Here is a 19,112-nt window from a genome sequence, read left to right as displayed (position 1 = left end):
TCAATTCATCACCTCAGTGGTAGTCCAGCTTTGGCCTGGCGAGTATGGTACTGATCATGAAAGAGATGAACAGCCCGGCAATAATAACCATCAAAAAGGTTAATCCAACCGTAGTCTGAAACTGCAATTTTATATAAACATCCGGCTTCAGCATGTAGATAAACGTTCCCACAGAAGACACAAGAACCACCAGATTACCGTACAGCCCAAGACTGATCGCATCCCTGCTGCCCGCCTTCACGGTCAGAATAGTCTCCCGCTGCTGCTCCATAGAACGGCTAAGCATCATAAGTGTGTTCTTCAGATATCGGGTCCCTTCTTTCTCGCAGTAGAGCAAATCCGAGACAAATTCCACCGCAAAGGTAGTACCAATTGCCCCCGCAAAGCGTTCTGCCTCACGTGTCAGCTCCCGCTCATTGCTATAGTTGGAGAAGGAGGCTCCCAGCAGTCTCAGCGGAGTTTTCAGCACATTATCTTTCGTTAAAAGTTCAGCGGTTTTGGTTAAAATCGAGTCTACCGACAGATGAGTGAATTTGGTCGCAATTTTGATGACATCCAGTAGATCGTAGCTTCCACGTACCTTGCGCTGCGCATAGAGGTATCTCGTCCGCAAATAGGGAATACTGGCTGCAATAACTGCAACAAAGAGCGGAAAGCGCCAACTTCCTTGAACCGGAATCCGATCATCGAAGCTGATGCCCTCCAAAAACGGATTGTTGAGACTCAAATGCCCAGGCAGCTCAGTTAGGGTCAGCAATCCGGAGAGAGACACTGCGCTGAAGAGAAACAACGTGCGAATCGCAAAACGCGTGACACTAATTCCCGGCTCATACTTACGCTTAGAAAAGTAGAGCAGATCATCCAAATGCCGGTACAGCCACCTCCGCTTTTTATTCGTGCTGACCTTTTTACCAAAAAGACTGATCCGTAGGCTCATATGCTGGTCGATCTTTTGTCCAAACTGCCTTAAATGCCTCTCAATGAGCGGCTTTACTAGTAGCCACAGACCACCGGCAATCAATAAATGAAAGGCAACCTGAAGCACATATAGCAGCAGTTCCACAAGCTCTCCCCCTCATTTCATTCGTTCAGGACAATCTTTGACTTGAGACTTTCTTTCAGTGGTCCGTCCATCGGTTTCAGCGCAGCCAGATGCCCAAGCTCTTGCAAAAGCACCCGTGATGCACGCGGATTTTTCTTCTTCATCTTCCTCATCAGGCCAGTCGTCAGCTTGTCATTATAACTCCATGCGGACTGTTCATCTTCCCAACGCATCAGATCATTGGCGAATACAGAGTTGGCGGCTTCGTCATAATAAACCTCGGAGATCCGCGCCAGCCGCTTTTTGCCGTCAGCTACACTTTCGAGAATAAACACCAGTTCACAGGACTTGAGCGCAGAGATCAGATGCCCCTTCAGGCTCCCGCCGATCCTTGTGGATACCGCAAAAGCACCCTGATATGGAATATCCTCCGAATCCACTGTATGAAAGGTTCCCGTAATCCCGTCATAGCCCTTTTCGCCGCTCCACAGATAAAACTCCCATTCGTTGTAACGCATCTCTGTCATATAGAGAATGTTCGGGTCATGCCGCAGCGACTCCACCCCCACCTCCATCAATTCCTCGTTGGCTGCCTGAATCGGAATAATCCGGTGTCCTTTGATCTGATACGGTAGAATCGACTCCGGATGCTTCTCGATCATCACAACCCCCATGCAGGAAGAAGAACCGAGCAACTGCTCACCGACAATCGTGTTGGCAAAGGTGGTTTTTCCTGATCCGACCGCACCGGCGATAATGGTATTCCGGAATGTACCCGACAGTGCGCGGATCAACTCAATGGCTTCTGCGGGAATACATTCAGTGCCGGCTTGATCTTCAAGGTCCAGGAACTCTACCACCTGCCGCCGCAGCGAGATCGTGGTGAAGCCTTCCCACACTCTGGGCGACACCCAGATCGCGAGCCGGATGAAGCGGCCGGGCCAGAGGGGATCATCCATTTTGAACTCTACTGAGGGGTTATCCTTGTTGAGTTTTTTATTGGGATCGCTTTTCAGCAAGGAGCGTTTGAGCTGTTCTACCCGGTCCAGTGAAGGCATCTCATAGGGATACACCACAAATTTCCCATGATGGTTGTAAAATATCTGCCGTCCAATCATCTGCAGCCCGGTAGATTCGCTATAGGACCGGTCAGTGAACCAGCGGTAAGCGGGTCCAAATCCCTTCCATTCGTGAAACAGCGCCTCTGCTGCTGTTCCGTATGCTTCCGGCACTTTGCCGGTAAACGGTGTTTTGCGCAGATATTTCTCAATCTCATTCATGAAAAAGCTGACGGCCTGTGGATCACCAATCAGTGCCTTTGCATTAAGCTCAAAATAACCATCATCCTCACGCTCCAGCTCGGCGTTCATGTCGCTTTTCATTTTTTGCAGAAACCCGTAAAATTCCTCCTTGCCCGGCTTGCTGATACTCAGCACACTTCGCTTCAGGGAGAACAGCCTGCGGTTGTCCTGAGGATTCGGCAGCCAAACCGCCCTATGAACCTGTTCAAGATCCGTGTCAATCCCCCGAACATGAACCTGCGGCTGTGCTTCGCTCCGCTTCTCCAACCACGCCTCATCCCGGTATTCAATCATTGAAAGATCCCCTTCTTTCGTGTTTCCGGTGCCAGGCCGATTGAGACGAGCAATGCGTGAACCTTGTCGTCCACCTGCTGCAGCTCTCTTTTGCCGAGTGGAAGACTGTCCTGAAGTGGCTGGTAATAGGGCAATTCAAGCAAAATCTCACTGCCGAAGCGGAGCGCCAGATTCTTGGATGAGCTCATTTCCTCCACATTGCTGCGGTTGATGATCCACTGGAAATCCTGCGGATGCAAGTCCATATGACCGGCAAGCTCCATAAGGGGCTGAAGGCGGTACTCATGCTTCGGATGCGTAACCATCATGCGCAGAGCGGATTTGTGCATCCCCACATACCATGCCGCACTCTCTGGAATAGACCCAAAGTCAGCAATCACCACATCGGCATTCTCAGCAGCTTGGGCAAGCAGATATTCAATCTCCTCTTCCTGATAATCCTGAACACTTAAATAATCGAAGTTACCTGGCAGATAGGCGTAACCCTCCTGCTTAACCAATCCATCAAAATCCGCTGCCTGCAGCATTTTACCAGTCAACCGGGGACGAAGCCGGTCGAGGCTGATGGCCGTCTTACGGTCGAATCCGGGATCATACAGATCAAGTCCGAGCAGAATCACACGTTGCCCCGCAGCAGCAATCCGCCGGGCAAAGAGTTTGGCTATACTCGTACAGCCGATGCCTGGGCCAGAGCCGAAAAATCCGACAAGATTGCCGCTCCCTTCGCGCTCCTCCTCCAGAATGAAGCGAAGCTTGTCCACAATCGCCGAAGTGGTCGCCCGTGGCGGGATGAAGAAGATCCCCAGACTTTCACATAACATATGAATCGCCTGATAGCTCCTCACCCCCTTTTGCCGGTAAATATATAATATGGAGGAGCCCGGATATCCCTGCCGCAGTTCACTTAAGCCTGAAAAGGGTACCTGTTCGCTTGTAACCATCAGCAGCTGCCCTTGAGTCTGGGAAGGCTCAGGCAGGACATTTTGCGTAACTACCGTAAACCCCGCAAGCTTAATCTCATTGATGGTGAGCTGATCCATCCCATAACTGAATATTTTCATTTCATTCTCCTCCTTCCTTCTTACTCAACGCGCACAATCCACAGCTTTTTGCCTTGCTCCAAATATTGCCCCAGCCGTTCACCGTCACTTTTTTTCAACTTCAGTTCGGGTGTTGCCACTTTGCCGGTCGAGGTGAAGCGGTTGTTCGTGTTGCCGTTATCGGAATCCTGGACATCGTTGTTGTCCTCAGTTCTCACATAATTAACAGTCACACCGGTGAGAAACACCCTGCGCGGGAGTACGGAAGGCTCTGAGTCTTTGTCTCCTATCCCCGTTGTTGAACCAACTGTTCCTGAGATTTCACTACTCGCAGCTGTTGATTCGTAGCCGCCTCGCCGGGCGGGGTTCGCCGTGTCCCCTTCGACCAGATAAATATCCACCTTGTCTCTGCTGCGCAGTGAACCGTTAATCGCATAGATCGCCTCCTTGGGAATCGGAAAAATCCCCTCGTCCTGCTGCGGCTCCAGATCACTGACATCCACAAGAGATGCCGTCAGAATACTTCCGTTCGTCAGATTCACATTAGTGATCTTATGCTCCACCTGGCTGATATCCGTGATTACCCCTGAAGGAATGTCCTTGGTCTGGACAGAATCCAGATAAAGATCGCCTGGCTTAAGTTCATAATTTTTCGGCAAAAAGCTGTCTTGAGCCACTTTGATCTTCACTACAGTCTGCGACAAGACATATGGCTTGAAGTAGAGATCGTAGCCAAGCAGACCACCGAAGCCAATAACCAAAATGAGAATAGCCAACAAATAATTGCGTCTTAACAAATGTCCCCGTTGTGAAGCCACACTTCTTACCCCCTTATTAATGCAATAGTGGACATGACAAAATACACTTTGGCATAGTGCGCCAAAATGTCGGTAAAATGCTTTTTCACCTGTAATAGTTGAGAAAAGTATTAGATTATCAATGTGGGGTTTCTAAGCTTGAGGTTAACTGCGGGAGTGAAATCCCGCCCGGAGAAGGAATCCGGTGAACCGCAGACATTGCCCATATGCGGGCAAGGCTGCTGATATTCACCGGAGTAAAGTCATTAATTAAATACTACTGTCTTATTATGGTGGACAAGGATTCTGTCTTCGATATGCCATTTGACCGCCCGGGCCAGAACAACCCGCTCAATGGTGCGTCCGATACGTTTCAGTTCATTCACGTCATCACTATGGCTGACCCGCTGCACGTCCTGCTCAATAATCGGACCACCGTCCAGCTCTTCAGTAACATAGTGGGCGGTTGCGCCGATGATTTTGACCCCACGCTGATAGGCCTGTGCGTAGGGCTTGCCCCCAACGAATGCAGGAAGGAACGAATGATGAATATTAATGATCCGGTGGCGGTAATGTTCTATGAACGACGGTGAGATAATCTGCATGTAACGCGCCAAAATAATCACGTCAATATCATCCCCGATGACCTCAAGCTGGCGTTGCTCCGCTTCCGCTTTGGTGTCTGCTGTGACCGGAATATGATGAAATGGGATGCCGAAGGATTCCACATAGGCCTGCATATCCGTGTGGTTGCTGACAACCAGTGCGATATCTGCATCGAGATCCCCTGCCTGCCACTGCCAGAGCAATTCCACCAGACAATGGTCCTCTTTGGACACAAAGATAGCCAGCCGCTTCTTGTGGCTAACACTAAAAATTTGCCAGTCCATCTTGAACCGTTCAGCAACCCCGCCGAAGATGGAACGCACCTCATCAATCCGCTCATCCAGCTTGGGCAGATCAAACTCCACTCTCATAAAAAACATTCCGCCATCCGGGTCCATGGTGTATTGATCCGATTGAACAATGTTTGCGCCATGCTGGTACAGAAAATGCGATACTGCGGCTACAATTCCCGGACCATCCGGACAGGAGATGAGCATGCGTGCCCGGTCCGGGTATTGTCCGCTTGACGAATGATCTCTTTTCACATGCAACTCCATAATTCTCTTTCCATCCTCTCATCTACGTTGCGTAATCTATAGGGTGACTTAAGCGTTCACTAAGAGTTGCTTGCCTGCAAGCCAGGCAATAAGCCTCTGATTGATGGCTTCCTCGCTTAGCTGCGAAAATAACTGGGCCTCGGCAACCATATCGTACAGACGTTCCAGCGGCTCACGCGGATCAGCCTTTTTGGCTTTGGCATCGTTCTTCAGCAATTCCCATACATTCAGCACATACTGGCGGGGATCAAGCTCCTGTTTGGCAAAAAAAGCTTGCAGCTGCTCAACCTCATTCAGAAACTCTGCTCCAAACCGTTCAACTACATTCCCGCGCAGCAAGGCAATTTCCACTTCATACATTGGACGTAGTGTCTTCGGATCTTTTCCGATCCAAGGCGTCTCCAGAATGAATGGCAGACCTGCAAGAGCTTCGTGATGAACTACCTTGTTGATAGTCTCAAAGCCTATATATCCTGAGCCAATAGGAGTATGGCGGTCTTTGCCTGCCCCGCGCGGATTTTTGCTGTCATTAATATGGATGACACCCAGCCGGTTCAGGCCAATGATCCGGTCAAATTGCTGAAGCACACCATCCAGGTCGCCGACAATATCGTATCCGGCATCATGAATGTGACAGGTATCGAGGCAGATGGACAGCCGCTCGTTATGTGTGACTTTGTCGATAATCGAGGCGATTTCCTCGAAGCTGCGGCCCACCTCTGTTCCTTTACCAGCCATCGTTTCGAGTGCAATATGCACTTCCGTCTCGTTAGTACCGCCAAGCACCTCATTCAGGCCATCAGCAATCCGCTGCACGCCGTATTCAGCATCCTTGTCTGTGTATGCTCCCGGATGGAGTACAATATGTTTCACCTCAAGCGCATGGGTACGGCGGATTTCCTCCTGCAGAAAATCAACAGCCAATTGAAATGTGCTTTCCTTATAGGAACCCAAGTTGATGATATAGGGGGCATGGACTACAATTTCTTCCACACCGTTCTCCTTCATCGCCAGCTTGCCCTCAGAGGGATACATCGATTCAATCGGTTTGCGGCGCGTGTTCTGCGGCGCACCTGTATATATCATAAATGAGGTCGATCCGTACTCATTGGCTTCATTGGCCGCACTCAGGAGACCCTTGTCCGCACAGGACACATGTGAACCTATTTTCAGCATGCTTTTTTCCCTCTTTCCTTCACGAATTAACCCTTATTCTACCGTGATCGGGAAAATAAATCTAGGCAAGCTCCATGTGCCTGCTTCCGCTTCGCAAAACTATGGAAATACGCTATACTTTAAATGAGAATGAAGTTTGTGACAATCATCATTGTCAAAGGCGGTGTAACCATGTCATTTAAATCAGGCTTAAGCTTGTTATCCGCAGCACCAAGCAATTGGTTTATGAACTCCATCGCATTTTGGACTTTTTTGCTGCTGGGCTGCATGTGCATCGGCGGCTATTTCATGTTCCGCAAATTCCTCAAAGTATTGCCCAAAGCCGATGGCAAATCTAAGTTGGACTGGCAAAATTATTGGGTCGAGCGCAGCCGTCCTCTGTGGAGCGACGAAATGAAGGCTTTCCTGGATCAGCTTGTCCAGCCTGTGCCGGGTCCCTTCCGCGATATCGCCAAGCACTCCATAGCTGCCGAGATTGGCAGGATCGCTGTGGAGAGTCAGGCGCCGGAAGTCACACGCGAGCATTGTATCAGAGGTTATATAGTAGCTACACCACGGCGCGACAACCGTTTTCTCATCAGCTTCCTTGAAAAGAACGGCATTGACTACTCTCCTTACCAGCATCTGATCAAGTAATCGAAGGAGCGATTGTATGAAATACGTAATCTGCGGCGGCAGCGGATTTATCGGACGCGAGCTTACTGAATACTGGCTGCAGGCCGGGCATCAGATCATCGTTGTCGGCCGCAAAAAGCCTGAATCCCAAACCGCTGCCCATCCAGGCCTTAGCTTCCTCACCTGGAACAATCTGACCTCAAATCCGGAGCTAGCTGAAGGTGCAGATGCTCTAGTCAATCTTGCCGGTTCCTCGCTCAGTCAGCGCTGGAGTCCAAGCGGCAAGAAGGCCATTATGCAGTCACGTCTTGAAACCGTTTCAGCGGTAGCCAAACTGTTGAATGCTCTGCAAAATAAGCCTAAAGTGGTTATCCAATCTTCAGCAGTAGCTATCTATGGCACATCACTGCAGGATACGTATGACGAGAACTCACCAGCCCATGTCATGGACTTTCCGTCCGAGGTTGTTAAGGCTTGGGAAGCGGCTGCGGACGAAGCTTATAAGAACGTAAGAGTGGTCAAGCTGCGCACAGGAGTAGTGCTGGGTAACGAAAGCGGCGCTTTCCCCAAAATGAAGCTGCCCTACATGCTCGGCTTTGGAGGTAAAATCGGCAGCGGACAGCAGTGGCTATCCTGGATTGATCTCACAGATATTGTCCGGCTGATCGATTTCTGCGTTCAAACTCCCGGAATTGAAGGTCCTGTTAATGCCACTGCCCCGCACCCTGTTACCAATGAGGCATTTGGCAAAATGATCGGCAAGGTTTACCATCGTCCGCACTGGTTCCCCATCCCGGCATTTCTGCTGAAGACTGCCGTCGGCGAGCTGTCGGAAATCTTACTGGAAGGGCAGAAGGTACTCCCTGCCAAAGCCTTGGAACACGGATTTGTTTTTACTTACCCTGCCTTGCAATCTTCATTGGAACATCTGAAATCGGAATAAACGTCTGCTCCCCTCTCAAGCGGACCGGAAGGTGTAGCAACCTTTAACTATTGTAAACATTGCTCCCTCAGTCAGCGGATACTCCTTGTAGGGGATCATGGCCTCTCCTTGAAACATTGTTCCGTTTCTGGAATCCAGATCCTTCAGGATGTACCCCCCCGCGCTCTTGGAAATCTCTGCATGCACTCTCGAGACCCCCTCGGATTTCTCTACATATTGGGCTACATCAGGAGACCGGCCAATAAGAAAGCTGGGACGGTTCAGTTCGATTTTCTCAGGAATTCCGCCTGCATTTTCCTGAATTCTTTCAAGATAGGGCGCTCCCCGCAGCCTTCCTTCCTGCTCCTGTTCCTTTTTAGAGGGATGCTCATGCTGCAGCAGTGCTGTAGCCTCTACAAACAATGCAGGCTTTGGAATAGGTGGTTGGATTAGACTACGTTCAGGCAATTCGGCTTTCATCACTGTATTTTGAAGGTCAGTGTGGGTAGCCGTATCCATTTTCCGTGCCGGCAAGGGTATCCCTGGAGCAGCAGATCCATTGAGAGGAACTACAGTGCTTCGGCCAAAATCCCATTCCAACTCTTTTGAATTCCTCCAGCCCTTAGCCGTAATTTCGTTCTCTCCCCCTTCTTCTTCCTTCGAACCACCCAAAATCAGTCTTCCACTCCACACCAGCCAGCAGAATATACCTAATAGGAATGTCATTAGTACACAGATGGCCATCCAAAGCGGTTTGGGATGATTCAAATATAGAAACTTCCACAGAACCGCATCAGCCAAAACACCGCTCAGCATCGCATAGGTTCTGTAGGCAGAGGAATCAGAAGCTGCATCACTCTCAAGATCTCTATCATCCGGCTGCAGCTGCAGCTGTTCCTCTTTGAGCTTAAGCCGCGGATAACCGCTCAGCCCTGAAGCCGGCTTGGGGGATTCTCCAGCCACATTTCCGAAGCTCAGATCCGGCCTGCGCAGCTCATCACCAACGGGAGCAATGCCAGACACCGCGCTGCTTCTTCCCTGTATACTCCGTTCTGCAGCAGGTACATGCACATCAGGCACACGGGTATTTGATGTGGGTCTGGCAGTATCCGTATGCCATTGTGTCCCTTCACCTTCTGTCAACAGCCCAGCCAGCAACTCCTTTAGCCTCCCCGGAGTGAAACCCTCTTCCCCACAATATTGCAGCAGCCTCTGAACCCCGTCACCAGACAGCTCTCTGACAGACGCCATAAGCGCCATAATCAATGTTTTTAGCACACTCCCTGTATTTACCGAAACGTCTGCCGATTGGATAGGTAGGTAAGTGAGGTATACTTTGCCGCCTTGCAGGGGACCATCGATAAAAATATAGTCCTCATGCAGCGCATACTGCTCTGCCTGCAGCATGTACAGTCGCCCTTCCTCCATCCCTGACGCAATCTGCAGCAGCAGTCCAAAAAAATCAGTCATGCCGAGCTTCTCACCCTTCAGTAGATGACTGAGCATTTTCCTGCGGGACAGCGAATATTCCAACGTTACCTCCAAATCTATTTCCCTGAGCTGCAGCCGCAGATGTTGGGGAATTCCGGAATTCATCAGCATCTGGGCCTGAACCATGTTGAGCTCAACCGGCTTCAGACCCCCGGGCTTGCTGAGCAGCATCGAGATGCCATCCTGCTGTACAAAATCACGGCTTAATCCAAACAATACCCCTCACCTCTTCATTATAAGTACAAATAAGCGCAGATGAAGCCTGGCATAACCGCCAGCATAAAAGGGAATTTCAACGCTTCCTTGCTGCCTATCTTCAATATCCGGGAATCCCGGAGCATGAGAAACCCGGCACTTCTGCTGATCATTCCCCTTACACGGCTCCCCGTTTCTCGCCTGGCGAGGACGATGATCCAACCAATCACTGCGCCGAACAACACAGAATATACAGTGACCTGCAGCGTAAATAATATTCCAGTCCAGGCACCAATCCCTGCAAAAAGCTTTACGTCCCCGGCACCAACTGCCCCCAAGAGATGCATGATCAGCAGCAGTAACAACCCTGTACCTGCACCGCATATAGACATTAGAATTCCGTGACGTCCGGCAATCACTCCTTGTGCAATCAATCCGGCAATCAGCAGCGGAAGCGTAATCCAGTTCGGTATTCTCATGAAACGGATATCCATAAGGAGTGCTATTGTTAGGAATGGCAGGCAGCCCCAGAATGCCCATACCGTCATTATCCTTTCCCTTCTTCCACTTGATTTCTTTTCACCACAGTAAAAGTCGCCTCCAGAGAGGTTCCATCCTCCAGTTGAATAACAAAAGGCCAGGTTCCCGGTGTTGTGTTGACCCCGATTTTCCATTCCCACTCGAGATATCCGTTCTCATCCGCCTGCTTCGACCCCAGATATTTAGCGGTACTCTGGCCGCTTTTATAGAAGATAGACAAGCTCGCAGAAGCATTTGGCGGAATCTTGACCCGAATCCTGCCCTGGTGATTCGCTATTCCAGGATTGGGTTTCTCCAGAATCACAATGTTACTATGCTCTTCTTCACCTTCTGCGCTGCCTTCATTCCCTACCGCATCTACATTCCCTATCCACAACCGTTCCACCGCACTGGCCTCAAGCACAATGCGCTGATTCAGAAAAGGAACCTTCATCGGCAGCGCATAGCTCATAACGAGTCCAAAGTATGGCTTCTCCCCCGTCTTCAGGTCCGGAACAATCACATTCGAAACATGTATGCGGTCATAATCCAGCCAGTCCGTTGAAAGATAAGGCTTTATTACAGGCTTGAGCGCCAGATCTAGCGCTGCTTCAGATGCCTCTGCCTGCAATTCCTGCAAAGGTTCCTCGCCCCGCTTCACGGCAGTGCTGACCCAATCCGCTATGGGCTGCGGCAGATCAGCCACATAGCTGTCACTCCACTCTTCAAGCGAGAGCCGCGGGACGCTCCATTTATCCGGTGATGCGGCATCACCCGGAACCTCTCCTGATTCATCAGACCCGCTGACAGTATCTCCTTTCTCCCCCCATTTCTGCGCTGCCAATGCAGCAGGGTACATATGAGTCGAGATTACCTTAACTGTATCTGAAGCAGTGCTCTGCAGAGCCGTCGAATATAAGGTCATTTGCACGATGAAGATCAGGAACAGAACAAAGAGCAGAAACATAGGCAGGACCATTGCGGCTTCAACTACCATACTGCCTTCAGTTCCCGGATTTTCTTGTCTCCGATTCCTATATCCCACCTGGTTCAACCTCCCGCTAGTAAGAAAAATCAGCCTGCACATTCCGGAAATATAATTTGCCCTTCACTTCACCGGGAAGACCTGCGCTATAGTCCAGCAGCTTCACCACTCCCGGCAAAAACCATAACGGCATAGCCATTTTGATATTTGCTGCTGTGTATGTGAATTTCTCATCCGGATTACTTCCGGTATTCAGCCGGATTAAGGCGAGCATACGCGACAATTGAACATCACCGCCTCCATGCAGTACCAGAAACAAACGCAGGTAGTCCCGGTAGCTCAGTTTGACGGGTATGTATTTGGACAATGGAATTTCACCATTCGTGCATAACATCAGCATATCCTGTACAGCCTGCTCAACTCCGTACAGAAGTGCTGAAGCCAATATAAGCAAGGGATTGGCAAGTCCGGCGCATTCTGTGAATCCCTCCATAGTACGTATAGCCAGCCGTACTGCAAAAATCTCTCCGTAAGCCGCCGCTATATTCCCCGCAGGATTATAAAATCCATACAGAATATACTCCAGCTCCTGGGCATTTGGATCAAGCTGATCCGCCAGCATACCTGTGCCTTCATCTATAGAGCTTGAAGCCAGACCAGCCAGCCGGGAAATATCAAAGGGAGGAAAATACATCGCTGAATACTCTGTCTGAAACAGTCTGTCCCTGGCCCCTTCCATCATATTGCCCATTGCACTGTAGAGACTGTCCACTTTGACCATCGCGGTGCTCCCGGCAGTATAGGGATTCTGATCGGACATTCCTATCTCTGTTCCCTGGTCAACTCCCGAGTTGAAAGCAATATTATCATTGTAATACTCATGCAGACTCTGGTACCGCTTCATAGCTTCGCCGGCACTCGCGCCAAGCCCGCGGATCTGGTCCAGCAGCTTCATCGCATCGCTAAGCTTGCCTTTCGCTTCCTGCTCTACCTGCTTGCGCTGAGCATCATAGGTGCGATGGGCTTCAATTTGAGCACTTTCACCAGCAATGAGCGTCCCCGCGTTTCCATAATTGCCTATATAATTGCTTACCGCTTCTGAAGCGTTGAGAATACTGGCGTTCATACTGGAAATATCGGCATTCAGTCCAGAAGCTGAGCTCAAGCTGCCTGGTATAAGGGCCGCCTTCTCTACCACAGTCTGCGAAGCCGCCCGCTGTGCCGACAAGCTGTTATCCATCGTGCTGATCTCACTTGCCTTGAGGATAAGCGAATCCTCCTGCTCCCGCAGCTTTTTAATAGGATCTGCACTTAATTCAGCAGAAGTGTCCGGGATATCCCAGTCACGTGCTGAGTCCTGAGCAGAATCCGGCCCACTGTTCCGGGACTGCTCAAGCAGGCTATTCATTTCACCATTCAGAGTTTTCACCCGATCCAGTGCGGCTGCCGCTTCCTCTAAATAACGTACCTGTTTCGCCTGATAAGCAGCCTGTGTACCGGAAAAGCGGGCAAGCAGTTGACTGGATTGCTGTAGATATGACGCCAAAAGCCCCTGGTATCGTGCAGGCTTCTTCTCTTCACGATACAAATCGGCATTATATTTATCTACATAGTCTCCGTACATAGCTGGAATATCTGCTGCAGTGCCAATGTTGCCTATGGGAGCAGGCAAGATACTTCCACCAGGCGGATTCATGATAAGCTCCTGTAGTGCTTGTCCACTCTCCCCTGCCTGCTTCCGCAATTTCATCATCTGATCCAATGCTTCCTCACGCTCATCGTACAACGGCTGCAGCTTGCCGAGTACTTTGGTTGTCCGTGAAGCTTCGCCCATGGCCGCCGACATGGGCTTGAACTTGCCGGCCAGCTCCAGGGCAAAATCAATCGGTGCCTTGTATTTCATCTCTTCCACAATCTGACGGCGGAAGATGTCATAGCTTCCAAGCGGACGGCTCCAGCTAAAGGAGGAGGAATCCAGACCCAAAGGCAGCAGATTAAAAGAATCGCCCCGTCCGCTCTCATACAGATTATCATTCAGCACACTGGCCAAAAGCTGATCACCATCGTTGCCGCCATAGGCAAACAATCCGTACTTATCTTTCAGTTCGATATCATAAGAAGACATGACTGAGCGGACTGCAGCCCTGGCCAAACGCTCTTCCTGCACATTTACAGCGGCAATGCGCGCATAGTCGATCAGTACAGCGGTAAACAAAAAGACAAATGCCAGCACCATAATTAAAAAGATAGAGACTGAACCTTCAGATTTCCTGAACATACGCCCTACGACCTTCTTCAATCCATCTTCTCCTCCTTCCTTGCCGCTGTTGCTGCTCCCAGCCATTGATAATGGATCCCTGTATTTCAATACGGATCCTCGTGTTCAATGCAGCTTGTTCAGCATGACGGCAGCATTTTTCCTATCCATGCCTGTCCCTGACTTAGCGTTTTCCGTATTACCCTTAAATTTGGCCCCATAGTAACGCATAAGATCAATGGTCCGAATGAACTCTACAGGTTCGGCAACCACGGAACGGGCCTGCACCACCGGCACTGCCTTATCTGACAGAATCTCATCCAGCACAGGCAAATTCAGCATCCGCTTCAGCTCTGCGCTGACTTTACGTCCCGTAAGGCTATAAGCATAGTTCATCTCTCCTGGCATATTTGCCGGAATCATAGCAGATGCATGCGTTAGCTTGACCACAGGCAGTGCACCCTCTTCCCCGGCTGCAGGCAGCGTAATCGATGCTCCACCATTTGGTGCATCGATACCGAACAAAGAGGAGAGCAGATCATCGTCTCCAATGCGCCAATAGAGAGAGTCGTATTCGCCAATAGCGTAAGAACCTTTGGTTTCTTTGCGGCTGTTATCCCAATTGTAGGCGGCACGTTCCGTAGCGGCCGAAGCTACCTGCAGCAGCATCGACTTCTGGTAGCTGTACAAGCAGAAGAACAGCAGCAGCATGGTGATGCACATAATAATCGGCAGCAGTAGAGAGGCTTCAATCGTAAAGCTGCCCTCGTCTTTCCGGAGTGTGCTCACTCGAAAACTTCCTGGCTCTTTTCACCGGCTGTTTTAATCAAAGCTTCAACTACGTCCTGTATTTTGTCCTTAAAAAGAAGCACTACCGCAATCAACACAGCGATGATCATAATCATCTCCAATGTACCCAGCCCTTCCTCATCCTTCCAAAAGCTCTTTGCAGCCTTCACCATCATTGAACTCATCATCAGCTTCCTCCTTTTACATTTTGAGCATCATGAACGCCGGTGTTCCCACCAGCACAATAACAATCAGAAAGATAACCACCATTGGAAAAACCAGTTTCGATGAAGCCTGCTCCCCACGTGTCCGGCTGATAGATTTCCGTTTCTCCCAGAGTATCCGCGAGAGATCACGCAGCGACAGGACAAAATCAGCTCCGCCCCTGCGGTAATTAAGCAGTACCGTGGTAGTGAATAACGAGACTTCCTGCACCGCACAGCGTTTACTGAAATTCTCAAAAGCCTGCTGAAACGAATAGCCACTGTCCCACTCATCAGTCATTTTGTATAACTCCTTATAGAGCGGGTGTGTCATATCTCCTCTGCGGCTTTCCACACAACGGATGATTGCCCGCTGCACCGTCTCTCCTGCACCCACCAGAAGCACTATGCTGTTCAGAAGTTCCGGAAGCTCAAGCATGATATTCTGTTCCCGGAGCCGAACCTTCTTATGCAGGTCACTAACCTGGGCAACCGGTAATATAACCGCCAGTACCCCACCTAGTGCCACTCCGGTTGTCTCCCCGCTAAATAGCGTATACGCACATCCAGCTGTCAGAAACAGCCAACTATAAGTGATCATCTCTCCCATAAAAAGCAGTGTGCGCTCCGCACTGTAACGGTTTCCGTAGGTCCGCTGAAGTGAACGCTGTATGCGGAACATGACAGTTGGAGCATGACTTCCAAGCTTCCATCTGTCGATCAGCCAAAGGAACGGTTCACCAAGCCGCCGCAGCCGCAGCCCTTCCATGGGAATGGCACGTAGTCCCGCGTAGCGGTTGCCGCATTTCAGGCGGAGCAGGCCCCATCCAAGTGTCAATAACAGCATGACGGCGCCGCTTAGCCAAATCATTTATTTCACCTCCTTTACAGGGGAATATTCATGATTTTGGAAGTCCACAGATAACATAAGAACAGCACCCCGAGAGCTAGCGTAGAAATGGCTATCCCTGCACCTGTATACATAGGCTCCATATAATCTCCTGCTGTAAGACTCATGAAAATCACCATAATGAGCGGCGAAACCAATAGGGCCTTGGCCTCAAATTTCTTCTGGGCGATACTGACGGCAATATCCTGCTGAATATCCAGCTTCTCGCCGATGATGGTTGAAGTGCGCCTCACGATCTCTACCAGGTCACCCCCAGTACGCTTACAGACAGAGAATACATCCGCGAACCGCTCAACATCTTCCATGCCGGCCCGTTTGCTAAAGTCATTCAGCGCTTCTTCTACCGGCTGCCCGTACTCCATGCGTGTACAGATGATGTTGAGCTCAAAGATCATATCGCCGCCCCCTTCCGGGTCAAGCATGAGCAGGTCCTGCACTGCTTCACGAAATGCATTCTCAACCGAGCGGCCGGCGGACAGGGAAGAAGAAAGCGAGAACAGCATTTGCTTAAATTGCAGATTGAGTGCAGCACGGCGCCGCCGGTGCAGGTACTCTCGTAGCAGCCGCGGAGCATAAGCCCCGCCCGGCACCAGCAGCAGTGACAACAGCACATTGTGATAAAAAAGATACCCGGTCGCCCATAGCAGCGTTCCGCCAGCCAGCCTCGCCATAATTTTTTGCATAGAAGTTAATATGTACACTGTATAATCGGGCAGTTGTGCCTTCGCTCTGGTATCACGTATTCTTTTCGGCTTGTTTTTGAATGAGATCAAAGTGCTTTCTCCTTCTTGTAAATTCCAGCCATTCTGAGCTTAGCGGTATGCAGCATCGGATTCCCGCTGGGAATTAGTCCCCCTTGTACCCGCCCGTTCTTCTCCCCTGTTTCACGGAATTCATATAGCGGGCTCAGGATCACCTCTCCTTCCCGGACCCCCGTAACCTCACAGATCTCCATCACCCGGCGTGATCGGTCACGCAGACGCGATAGATGCACGAAGATATCAATTGCGGAGCCAATCTGCTGCCGGACAACCGACACTGGCAAATCGGCTGCACTAAGTACCATCGTTTCCAGACGGCTGAGCATATCTTGCGCACTGTTAGAGTGGCCAGTAGATAAGCTGCCATCATGGCCTGTATTCATCGCCTGCAGCATATCGAGGCATTCTGCTCCCCGAACCTCGCCGACTACAATGCGGTTGGGCCGCATCCGCAGCGAGGAGCGAATCAGATCACGGATGGTGATCTCGCCGCGTCCCTCCGTATTGGCGTTTCTTGTCTCCAGTGAGACGAGATTCGGTACGGTCACGATCTGCAGCTCCGCTGAATCCTCTATAGTGATCACGCGTTCCTGCGGCGGAATGAATTGTGACAAAGCATTCAGAAAAGTAGTTTTACCCGACCCTGTGCCGCCGCTGATAAAAATATTGTATTTGGCCACCACAAGCATCTGCAGCATTTCCGCTGCTTCCGCGCTTATGGCTTCCCGGCGGATCAGCTCGTTCATTGTCATCGGAGTTTCGGGAAACTTACGAATGGTCATCGCCGGTCCCTTGAGAGCTACCGGCGGCAGAACGATATTGACACGGGAACCATCCTTCAGCCGCGCATCAACAATTGGTGAGGAATCATTAACCACCCGGTTCACACCCGATACCACAGACTGGATAATATCCTCGAGCCGGCTTCTGGACTCAAAAGCCAGCGGCAGGCGCCGGATCTGTCCCTCCTCCTCTACGAAGATTTCATCGTGACTGTTAATCATGATCTCGGTGATAGCCGGATTATCCACCAGCGGCTGCAGTACATCCAGCCCCCGGAAGGAATCAAACAGCTTCTTGACCAGGGCATGTTTCTCTTGTGCCGTCAAATACCGCAGGCTATCCCGCGCAAGAATTATCCGCTCTATATACGCCGTAAGCTCACGGTTGCCTACAGCAGAAGTCAGATCCAGTCCGGAACGAATCTCACTGCGCAGCGACCTGAACATTTCCTCATTCATATACATTCCCGGTAAAGACATGCGGCAGTGCCGGTTCAATGACTCCTGAGCATAGCTGCTGCACACCCGCCGTGAATTGTGGGGAATTGAGACACAGCTCCCCATGGTGCTGCATACTCCAGGATGGAATATAAGGAAGCACAGTATCCATCTGTACCCCTTCAGGAAGAATCCCTGCGTTATGCGCATCAGCTGCAAGGTTCATGACAAACCTGCTTTTGGCAGCAACCTCCTGCAGAATTCCAGCGTGTGGATTACTGCAGTGCTTCAGCCACCCCGCAGTCTTATGCTGACTGGTCTTAGATCCCGTCACTACCCAGAGCAGAAGTCCGCATCTGTGGAGGACTGCCTGGGTTTGCTCCTCTTCAAGGGCTCCCGTATCAACAATGACAACATCATAGCGCCCTGACCCGGACAGCTGTTCCAGCACATCCAGCGTATCCTTGCGTGTCATTTGCAGCTTTTCCTTAAGATTCTCCACAGGTCTGAAGGCTTCACTCCTTAGACTCTCGTGCCGGATTACGTACCTTTCAAGCTCCAGCTCTGCCTTTACTTGACCCCCTTCCCCTTCATTCGACTTCAGTTCGTAGAGCAGCCGCTCCAGACCGGGGGCATTTCCATCCGGCATACGCAGATACAATCCGCTGCTATCCACACTCTCCAGATTCAGATAAAAAACAGACAATCCCAGCCCTCCAAGCTGCTTGGCCAAGTTGAGGGCAAGCGTCGTTTTGCCGCTGCTGCCACTGGCGGAAAGAACCCCAATCAGCAGCGTCTCCTCCTTGGGGATAGATGCCATTCTGCTGCGCTTCACATCACACAACTGGAGAATAGAGTCCAGCAAAGAAGGAAGCGATTGATACTTTGCAATCACCTGCCCACCCGCCAGATTTCCGGAAGGTTTGCCGCGGACGTCCCCTGTATCGCTGAGAACCGCCCACGGAACGGTATTCTTCCCCTCCACCAGCCAGGCCTCGATAAATGAAGGATCGGCAACCACAGCATCCGGCACCTCCTCTCCGTTCATGAATTCCATAAACGTATCAGGCCGGCTGAAAGCGCTGATCCGCAGCATCCCTCCATATTCACTATGGTGAATATAGTGCAATAATGGCTCAATGTACTGGCTCTCCCGGACTGCGAGCACGATTCTTGCCGCCATGCTTCCACTCTCCTTTCTGTATAAAGACGCAAAAAAAGCACCGCCAATAACCGTGGGATACGGTCATTGAACGGTGCTTCCGTTACTATTCCTATAATTTACAGCAATAGTAGCATATATATAAGAGCACAGCAATAGCTTTTTTTCCATTACTCCAAAATCCCATGAACTCCCATATCCAGTACTGGATATTCTCAAATCCCCCGTCCCCATGTATAATACATAAGCTCATAATTTATCTAACACAAA

18 protein-coding genes are annotated in these 19,112 nt (G+C 50.5%); 2 read left to right on the top strand and 16 right to left on the bottom strand.

All coding sequences use genetic code 11. The features are described 5' to 3' along the window. Nucleotides 1-13: 13 nt before the first annotated feature. The 6 genes from ACAN54_RS12820 to ACAN54_RS12795 form a co-directional block, all read right to left on the bottom strand. Complete coding sequence (locus ACAN54_RS12820) at nt 14-1,063, bottom strand: hypothetical protein (protein WP_379155027.1); 1,050 nt, start codon at nt 1,061-1,063, stop codon at nt 14-16. A gap of 17 nt (nt 1,064-1,080) precedes the next feature. After that, nucleotides 1,081-2,637 (bottom strand): ATPase, T2SS/T4P/T4SS family, encoded by a 1,557-nt coding sequence (locus ACAN54_RS12815; protein ID WP_379155024.1) that lies wholly within the window; start codon nt 2,635-2,637, stop codon nt 1,081-1,083. Continuing rightward, nucleotides 2,634-3,698 (bottom strand): CpaE/TadZ family protein, encoded by a 1,065-nt coding sequence (locus tag ACAN54_RS12810; RefSeq protein WP_379155021.1) that lies wholly within the window; start codon nt 3,696-3,698, stop codon nt 2,634-2,636. The genes ACAN54_RS12815 and ACAN54_RS12810 overlap by 4 nt, the downstream gene beginning before the upstream one ends. 20 nt (nt 3,699-3,718) lie before the next feature. Next, nucleotides 3,719-4,495: a CpaB family protein gene (locus ACAN54_RS12805; protein WP_379155018.1), complete on the bottom strand. Its 777-nt coding sequence runs from the start codon at nt 4,493-4,495 to the stop codon at nt 3,719-3,721. 245 nt (nt 4,496-4,740) lie between these two features. After that, nucleotides 4,741-5,637 carry a formyltetrahydrofolate deformylase gene (gene purU, locus ACAN54_RS12800; RefSeq protein ID WP_379155015.1) on the bottom strand — a complete coding sequence of 299 codons (897 nt, stop codon included), beginning with the start codon at nt 5,635-5,637 and terminating at the stop codon, nt 4,741-4,743. A gap of 48 nt (nt 5,638-5,685) precedes the next feature. Continuing rightward, the gene (locus ACAN54_RS12795; protein WP_379155012.1) at nt 5,686-6,813 is read right to left on the bottom strand and encodes a deoxyribonuclease IV; all 1,128 of its coding nucleotides are present in this window, start codon (nt 6,811-6,813) and stop codon (nt 5,686-5,688) included. Between the two features lie 171 nt (nt 6,814-6,984). On the opposite strand from ACAN54_RS12795, the gene ACAN54_RS12790 reads away from it, so the two are divergent. Together ACAN54_RS12790 and ACAN54_RS12785 are read left to right on the top strand one after the other, a co-directional pair. Then, on the top strand, nt 6,985-7,449 hold the full coding sequence (locus tag ACAN54_RS12790) for a DUF2621 domain-containing protein (protein WP_379155877.1): 465 nt from the start codon (nt 6,985-6,987) through the stop codon (nt 7,447-7,449). Nucleotides 7,450-7,465: 16 nt separating this feature from the next. After that, nucleotides 7,466-8,371: a TIGR01777 family oxidoreductase gene (locus tag ACAN54_RS12785; protein ID WP_379155009.1), complete on the top strand. Its 906-nt coding sequence runs from the start codon at nt 7,466-7,468 to the stop codon at nt 8,369-8,371. Between the two features lie 15 nt (nt 8,372-8,386). Here the strand turns inward: ACAN54_RS12785 and ACAN54_RS12780 are convergent, their stop codons facing one another. The 10 genes from ACAN54_RS12780 to ACAN54_RS12735 form a co-directional block, all read right to left on the bottom strand. Beyond that, on the bottom strand, nt 8,387-10,057 hold the full coding sequence (locus ACAN54_RS12780) for a DUF6382 and FHA domain-containing protein (RefSeq protein WP_379155006.1): 1,671 nt from the start codon (nt 10,055-10,057) through the stop codon (nt 8,387-8,389). A gap of 17 nt (nt 10,058-10,074) precedes the next feature. Beyond that, the gene (locus ACAN54_RS12775; RefSeq protein ID WP_379155003.1) at nt 10,075-10,584 is read right to left on the bottom strand and encodes an A24 family peptidase; all 510 of its coding nucleotides are present in this window, start codon (nt 10,582-10,584) and stop codon (nt 10,075-10,077) included. Further along, the gene (locus ACAN54_RS12770; protein ID WP_379155000.1) at nt 10,584-11,600 is read right to left on the bottom strand and encodes a TadE/TadG family type IV pilus assembly protein; all 1,017 of its coding nucleotides are present in this window, start codon (nt 11,598-11,600) and stop codon (nt 10,584-10,586) included. The genes ACAN54_RS12775 and ACAN54_RS12770 overlap by 1 nt, the downstream gene beginning before the upstream one ends. Before the next feature lie 16 nt (nt 11,601-11,616). Next, nucleotides 11,617-13,839, bottom strand: coding sequence for a hypothetical protein (locus tag ACAN54_RS12765; protein WP_379154997.1), 2,223 nt, complete (start codon nt 13,837-13,839; stop codon nt 11,617-11,619). An 84-nt stretch (nt 13,840-13,923) separates the two neighbouring features. Further along, nucleotides 13,924-14,586: a TadE/TadG family type IV pilus assembly protein gene (locus ACAN54_RS12760; protein ID WP_379154994.1), complete on the bottom strand. Its 663-nt coding sequence runs from the start codon at nt 14,584-14,586 to the stop codon at nt 13,924-13,926. After that, nucleotides 14,583-14,771: a Flp1 family type IVb pilin gene (locus tag ACAN54_RS12755; RefSeq protein ID WP_379154991.1), complete on the bottom strand. Its 189-nt coding sequence runs from the start codon at nt 14,769-14,771 to the stop codon at nt 14,583-14,585. Before ACAN54_RS12755 ends, ACAN54_RS12760 begins: the two co-directional genes overlap by 4 nt. Nucleotides 14,772-14,787: 16 nt before the next feature. Next, nucleotides 14,788-15,660 (bottom strand): type II secretion system F family protein, encoded by an 873-nt coding sequence (locus ACAN54_RS12750; RefSeq protein ID WP_379154988.1) that lies wholly within the window; start codon nt 15,658-15,660, stop codon nt 14,788-14,790. Nucleotides 15,661-15,674: 14 nt separating this feature from the next. Then, complete coding sequence (locus ACAN54_RS12745) at nt 15,675-16,472, bottom strand: type II secretion system F family protein (RefSeq protein WP_379154985.1); 798 nt, start codon at nt 16,470-16,472, stop codon at nt 15,675-15,677. Continuing rightward, nucleotides 16,469-17,701: a TadA family conjugal transfer-associated ATPase gene (locus ACAN54_RS12740; RefSeq protein WP_379154982.1), complete on the bottom strand. Its 1,233-nt coding sequence runs from the start codon at nt 17,699-17,701 to the stop codon at nt 16,469-16,471. Before ACAN54_RS12740 ends, ACAN54_RS12745 begins: the two co-directional genes overlap by 4 nt. Continuing rightward, a complete protein-coding gene (locus tag ACAN54_RS12735) occupies nt 17,694-18,863 on the bottom strand; it encodes a CpaE/TadZ family protein (RefSeq protein WP_379154979.1) in 1,170 nt (389 codons plus the stop codon). The genes ACAN54_RS12740 and ACAN54_RS12735 overlap by 8 nt, the downstream gene beginning before the upstream one ends. Between the last annotated feature and the right edge of the window lie 249 nt (nt 18,864-19,112).

It is taken from the genome of Paenibacillus diazotrophicus (assembly GCF_042610465.1).
The sequence above is the reverse complement of the archived record's forward strand: the minus strand, read 5'-3'. Positions and strand labels throughout refer to the sequence as shown.

What these genes read in the sequence shown, in the direction of transcription:
- ACAN54_RS12815 (WP_379155024.1), bottom strand. Translation starts at nt 2,637, where the DNA reads ATGATTGAATACCGGGATGAGGCGTGGTTGGAGAAGCGGAGCGAAGCA.
- ACAN54_RS12810 (WP_379155021.1), bottom strand. Translation starts at nt 3,698, where the DNA reads ATGAAAATATTCAGTTATGGGATGGATCAGCTCACCATCAATGAGATT.
- purU (WP_379155015.1), bottom strand. Translation starts at nt 5,637, where the DNA reads ATGGAGTTGCATGTGAAAAGAGATCATTCGTCAAGCGGACAATACCCG.
- ACAN54_RS12795 (WP_379155012.1), bottom strand. Translation starts at nt 6,813, where the DNA reads ATGCTGAAAATAGGTTCACATGTGTCCTGTGCGGACAAGGGTCTCCTG.
- ACAN54_RS12790 (WP_379155877.1), top strand. Translation starts at nt 6,985, where the DNA reads ATGTCATTTAAATCAGGCTTAAGCTTGTTATCCGCAGCACCAAGCAAT.
- ACAN54_RS12785 (WP_379155009.1), top strand. Translation starts at nt 7,466, where the DNA reads ATGAAATACGTAATCTGCGGCGGCAGCGGATTTATCGGACGCGAGCTT.
- ACAN54_RS12775 (WP_379155003.1), bottom strand. Translation starts at nt 10,584, where the DNA reads ATGACGGTATGGGCATTCTGGGGCTGCCTGCCATTCCTAACAATAGCA.
- ACAN54_RS12755 (WP_379154991.1), bottom strand. Translation starts at nt 14,771, where the DNA reads ATGAGTTCAATGATGGTGAAGGCTGCAAAGAGCTTTTGGAAGGATGAG.
- ACAN54_RS12750 (WP_379154988.1), bottom strand. Translation starts at nt 15,660, where the DNA reads ATGATTTGGCTAAGCGGCGCCGTCATGCTGTTATTGACACTTGGATGG.
- ACAN54_RS12740 (WP_379154982.1), bottom strand. Translation starts at nt 17,701, where the DNA reads ATGAATGAGGAAATGTTCAGGTCGCTGCGCAGTGAGATTCGTTCCGGA.
- ACAN54_RS12735 (WP_379154979.1), bottom strand. Translation starts at nt 18,863, where the DNA reads ATGGCGGCAAGAATCGTGCTCGCAGTCCGGGAGAGCCAGTACATTGAG.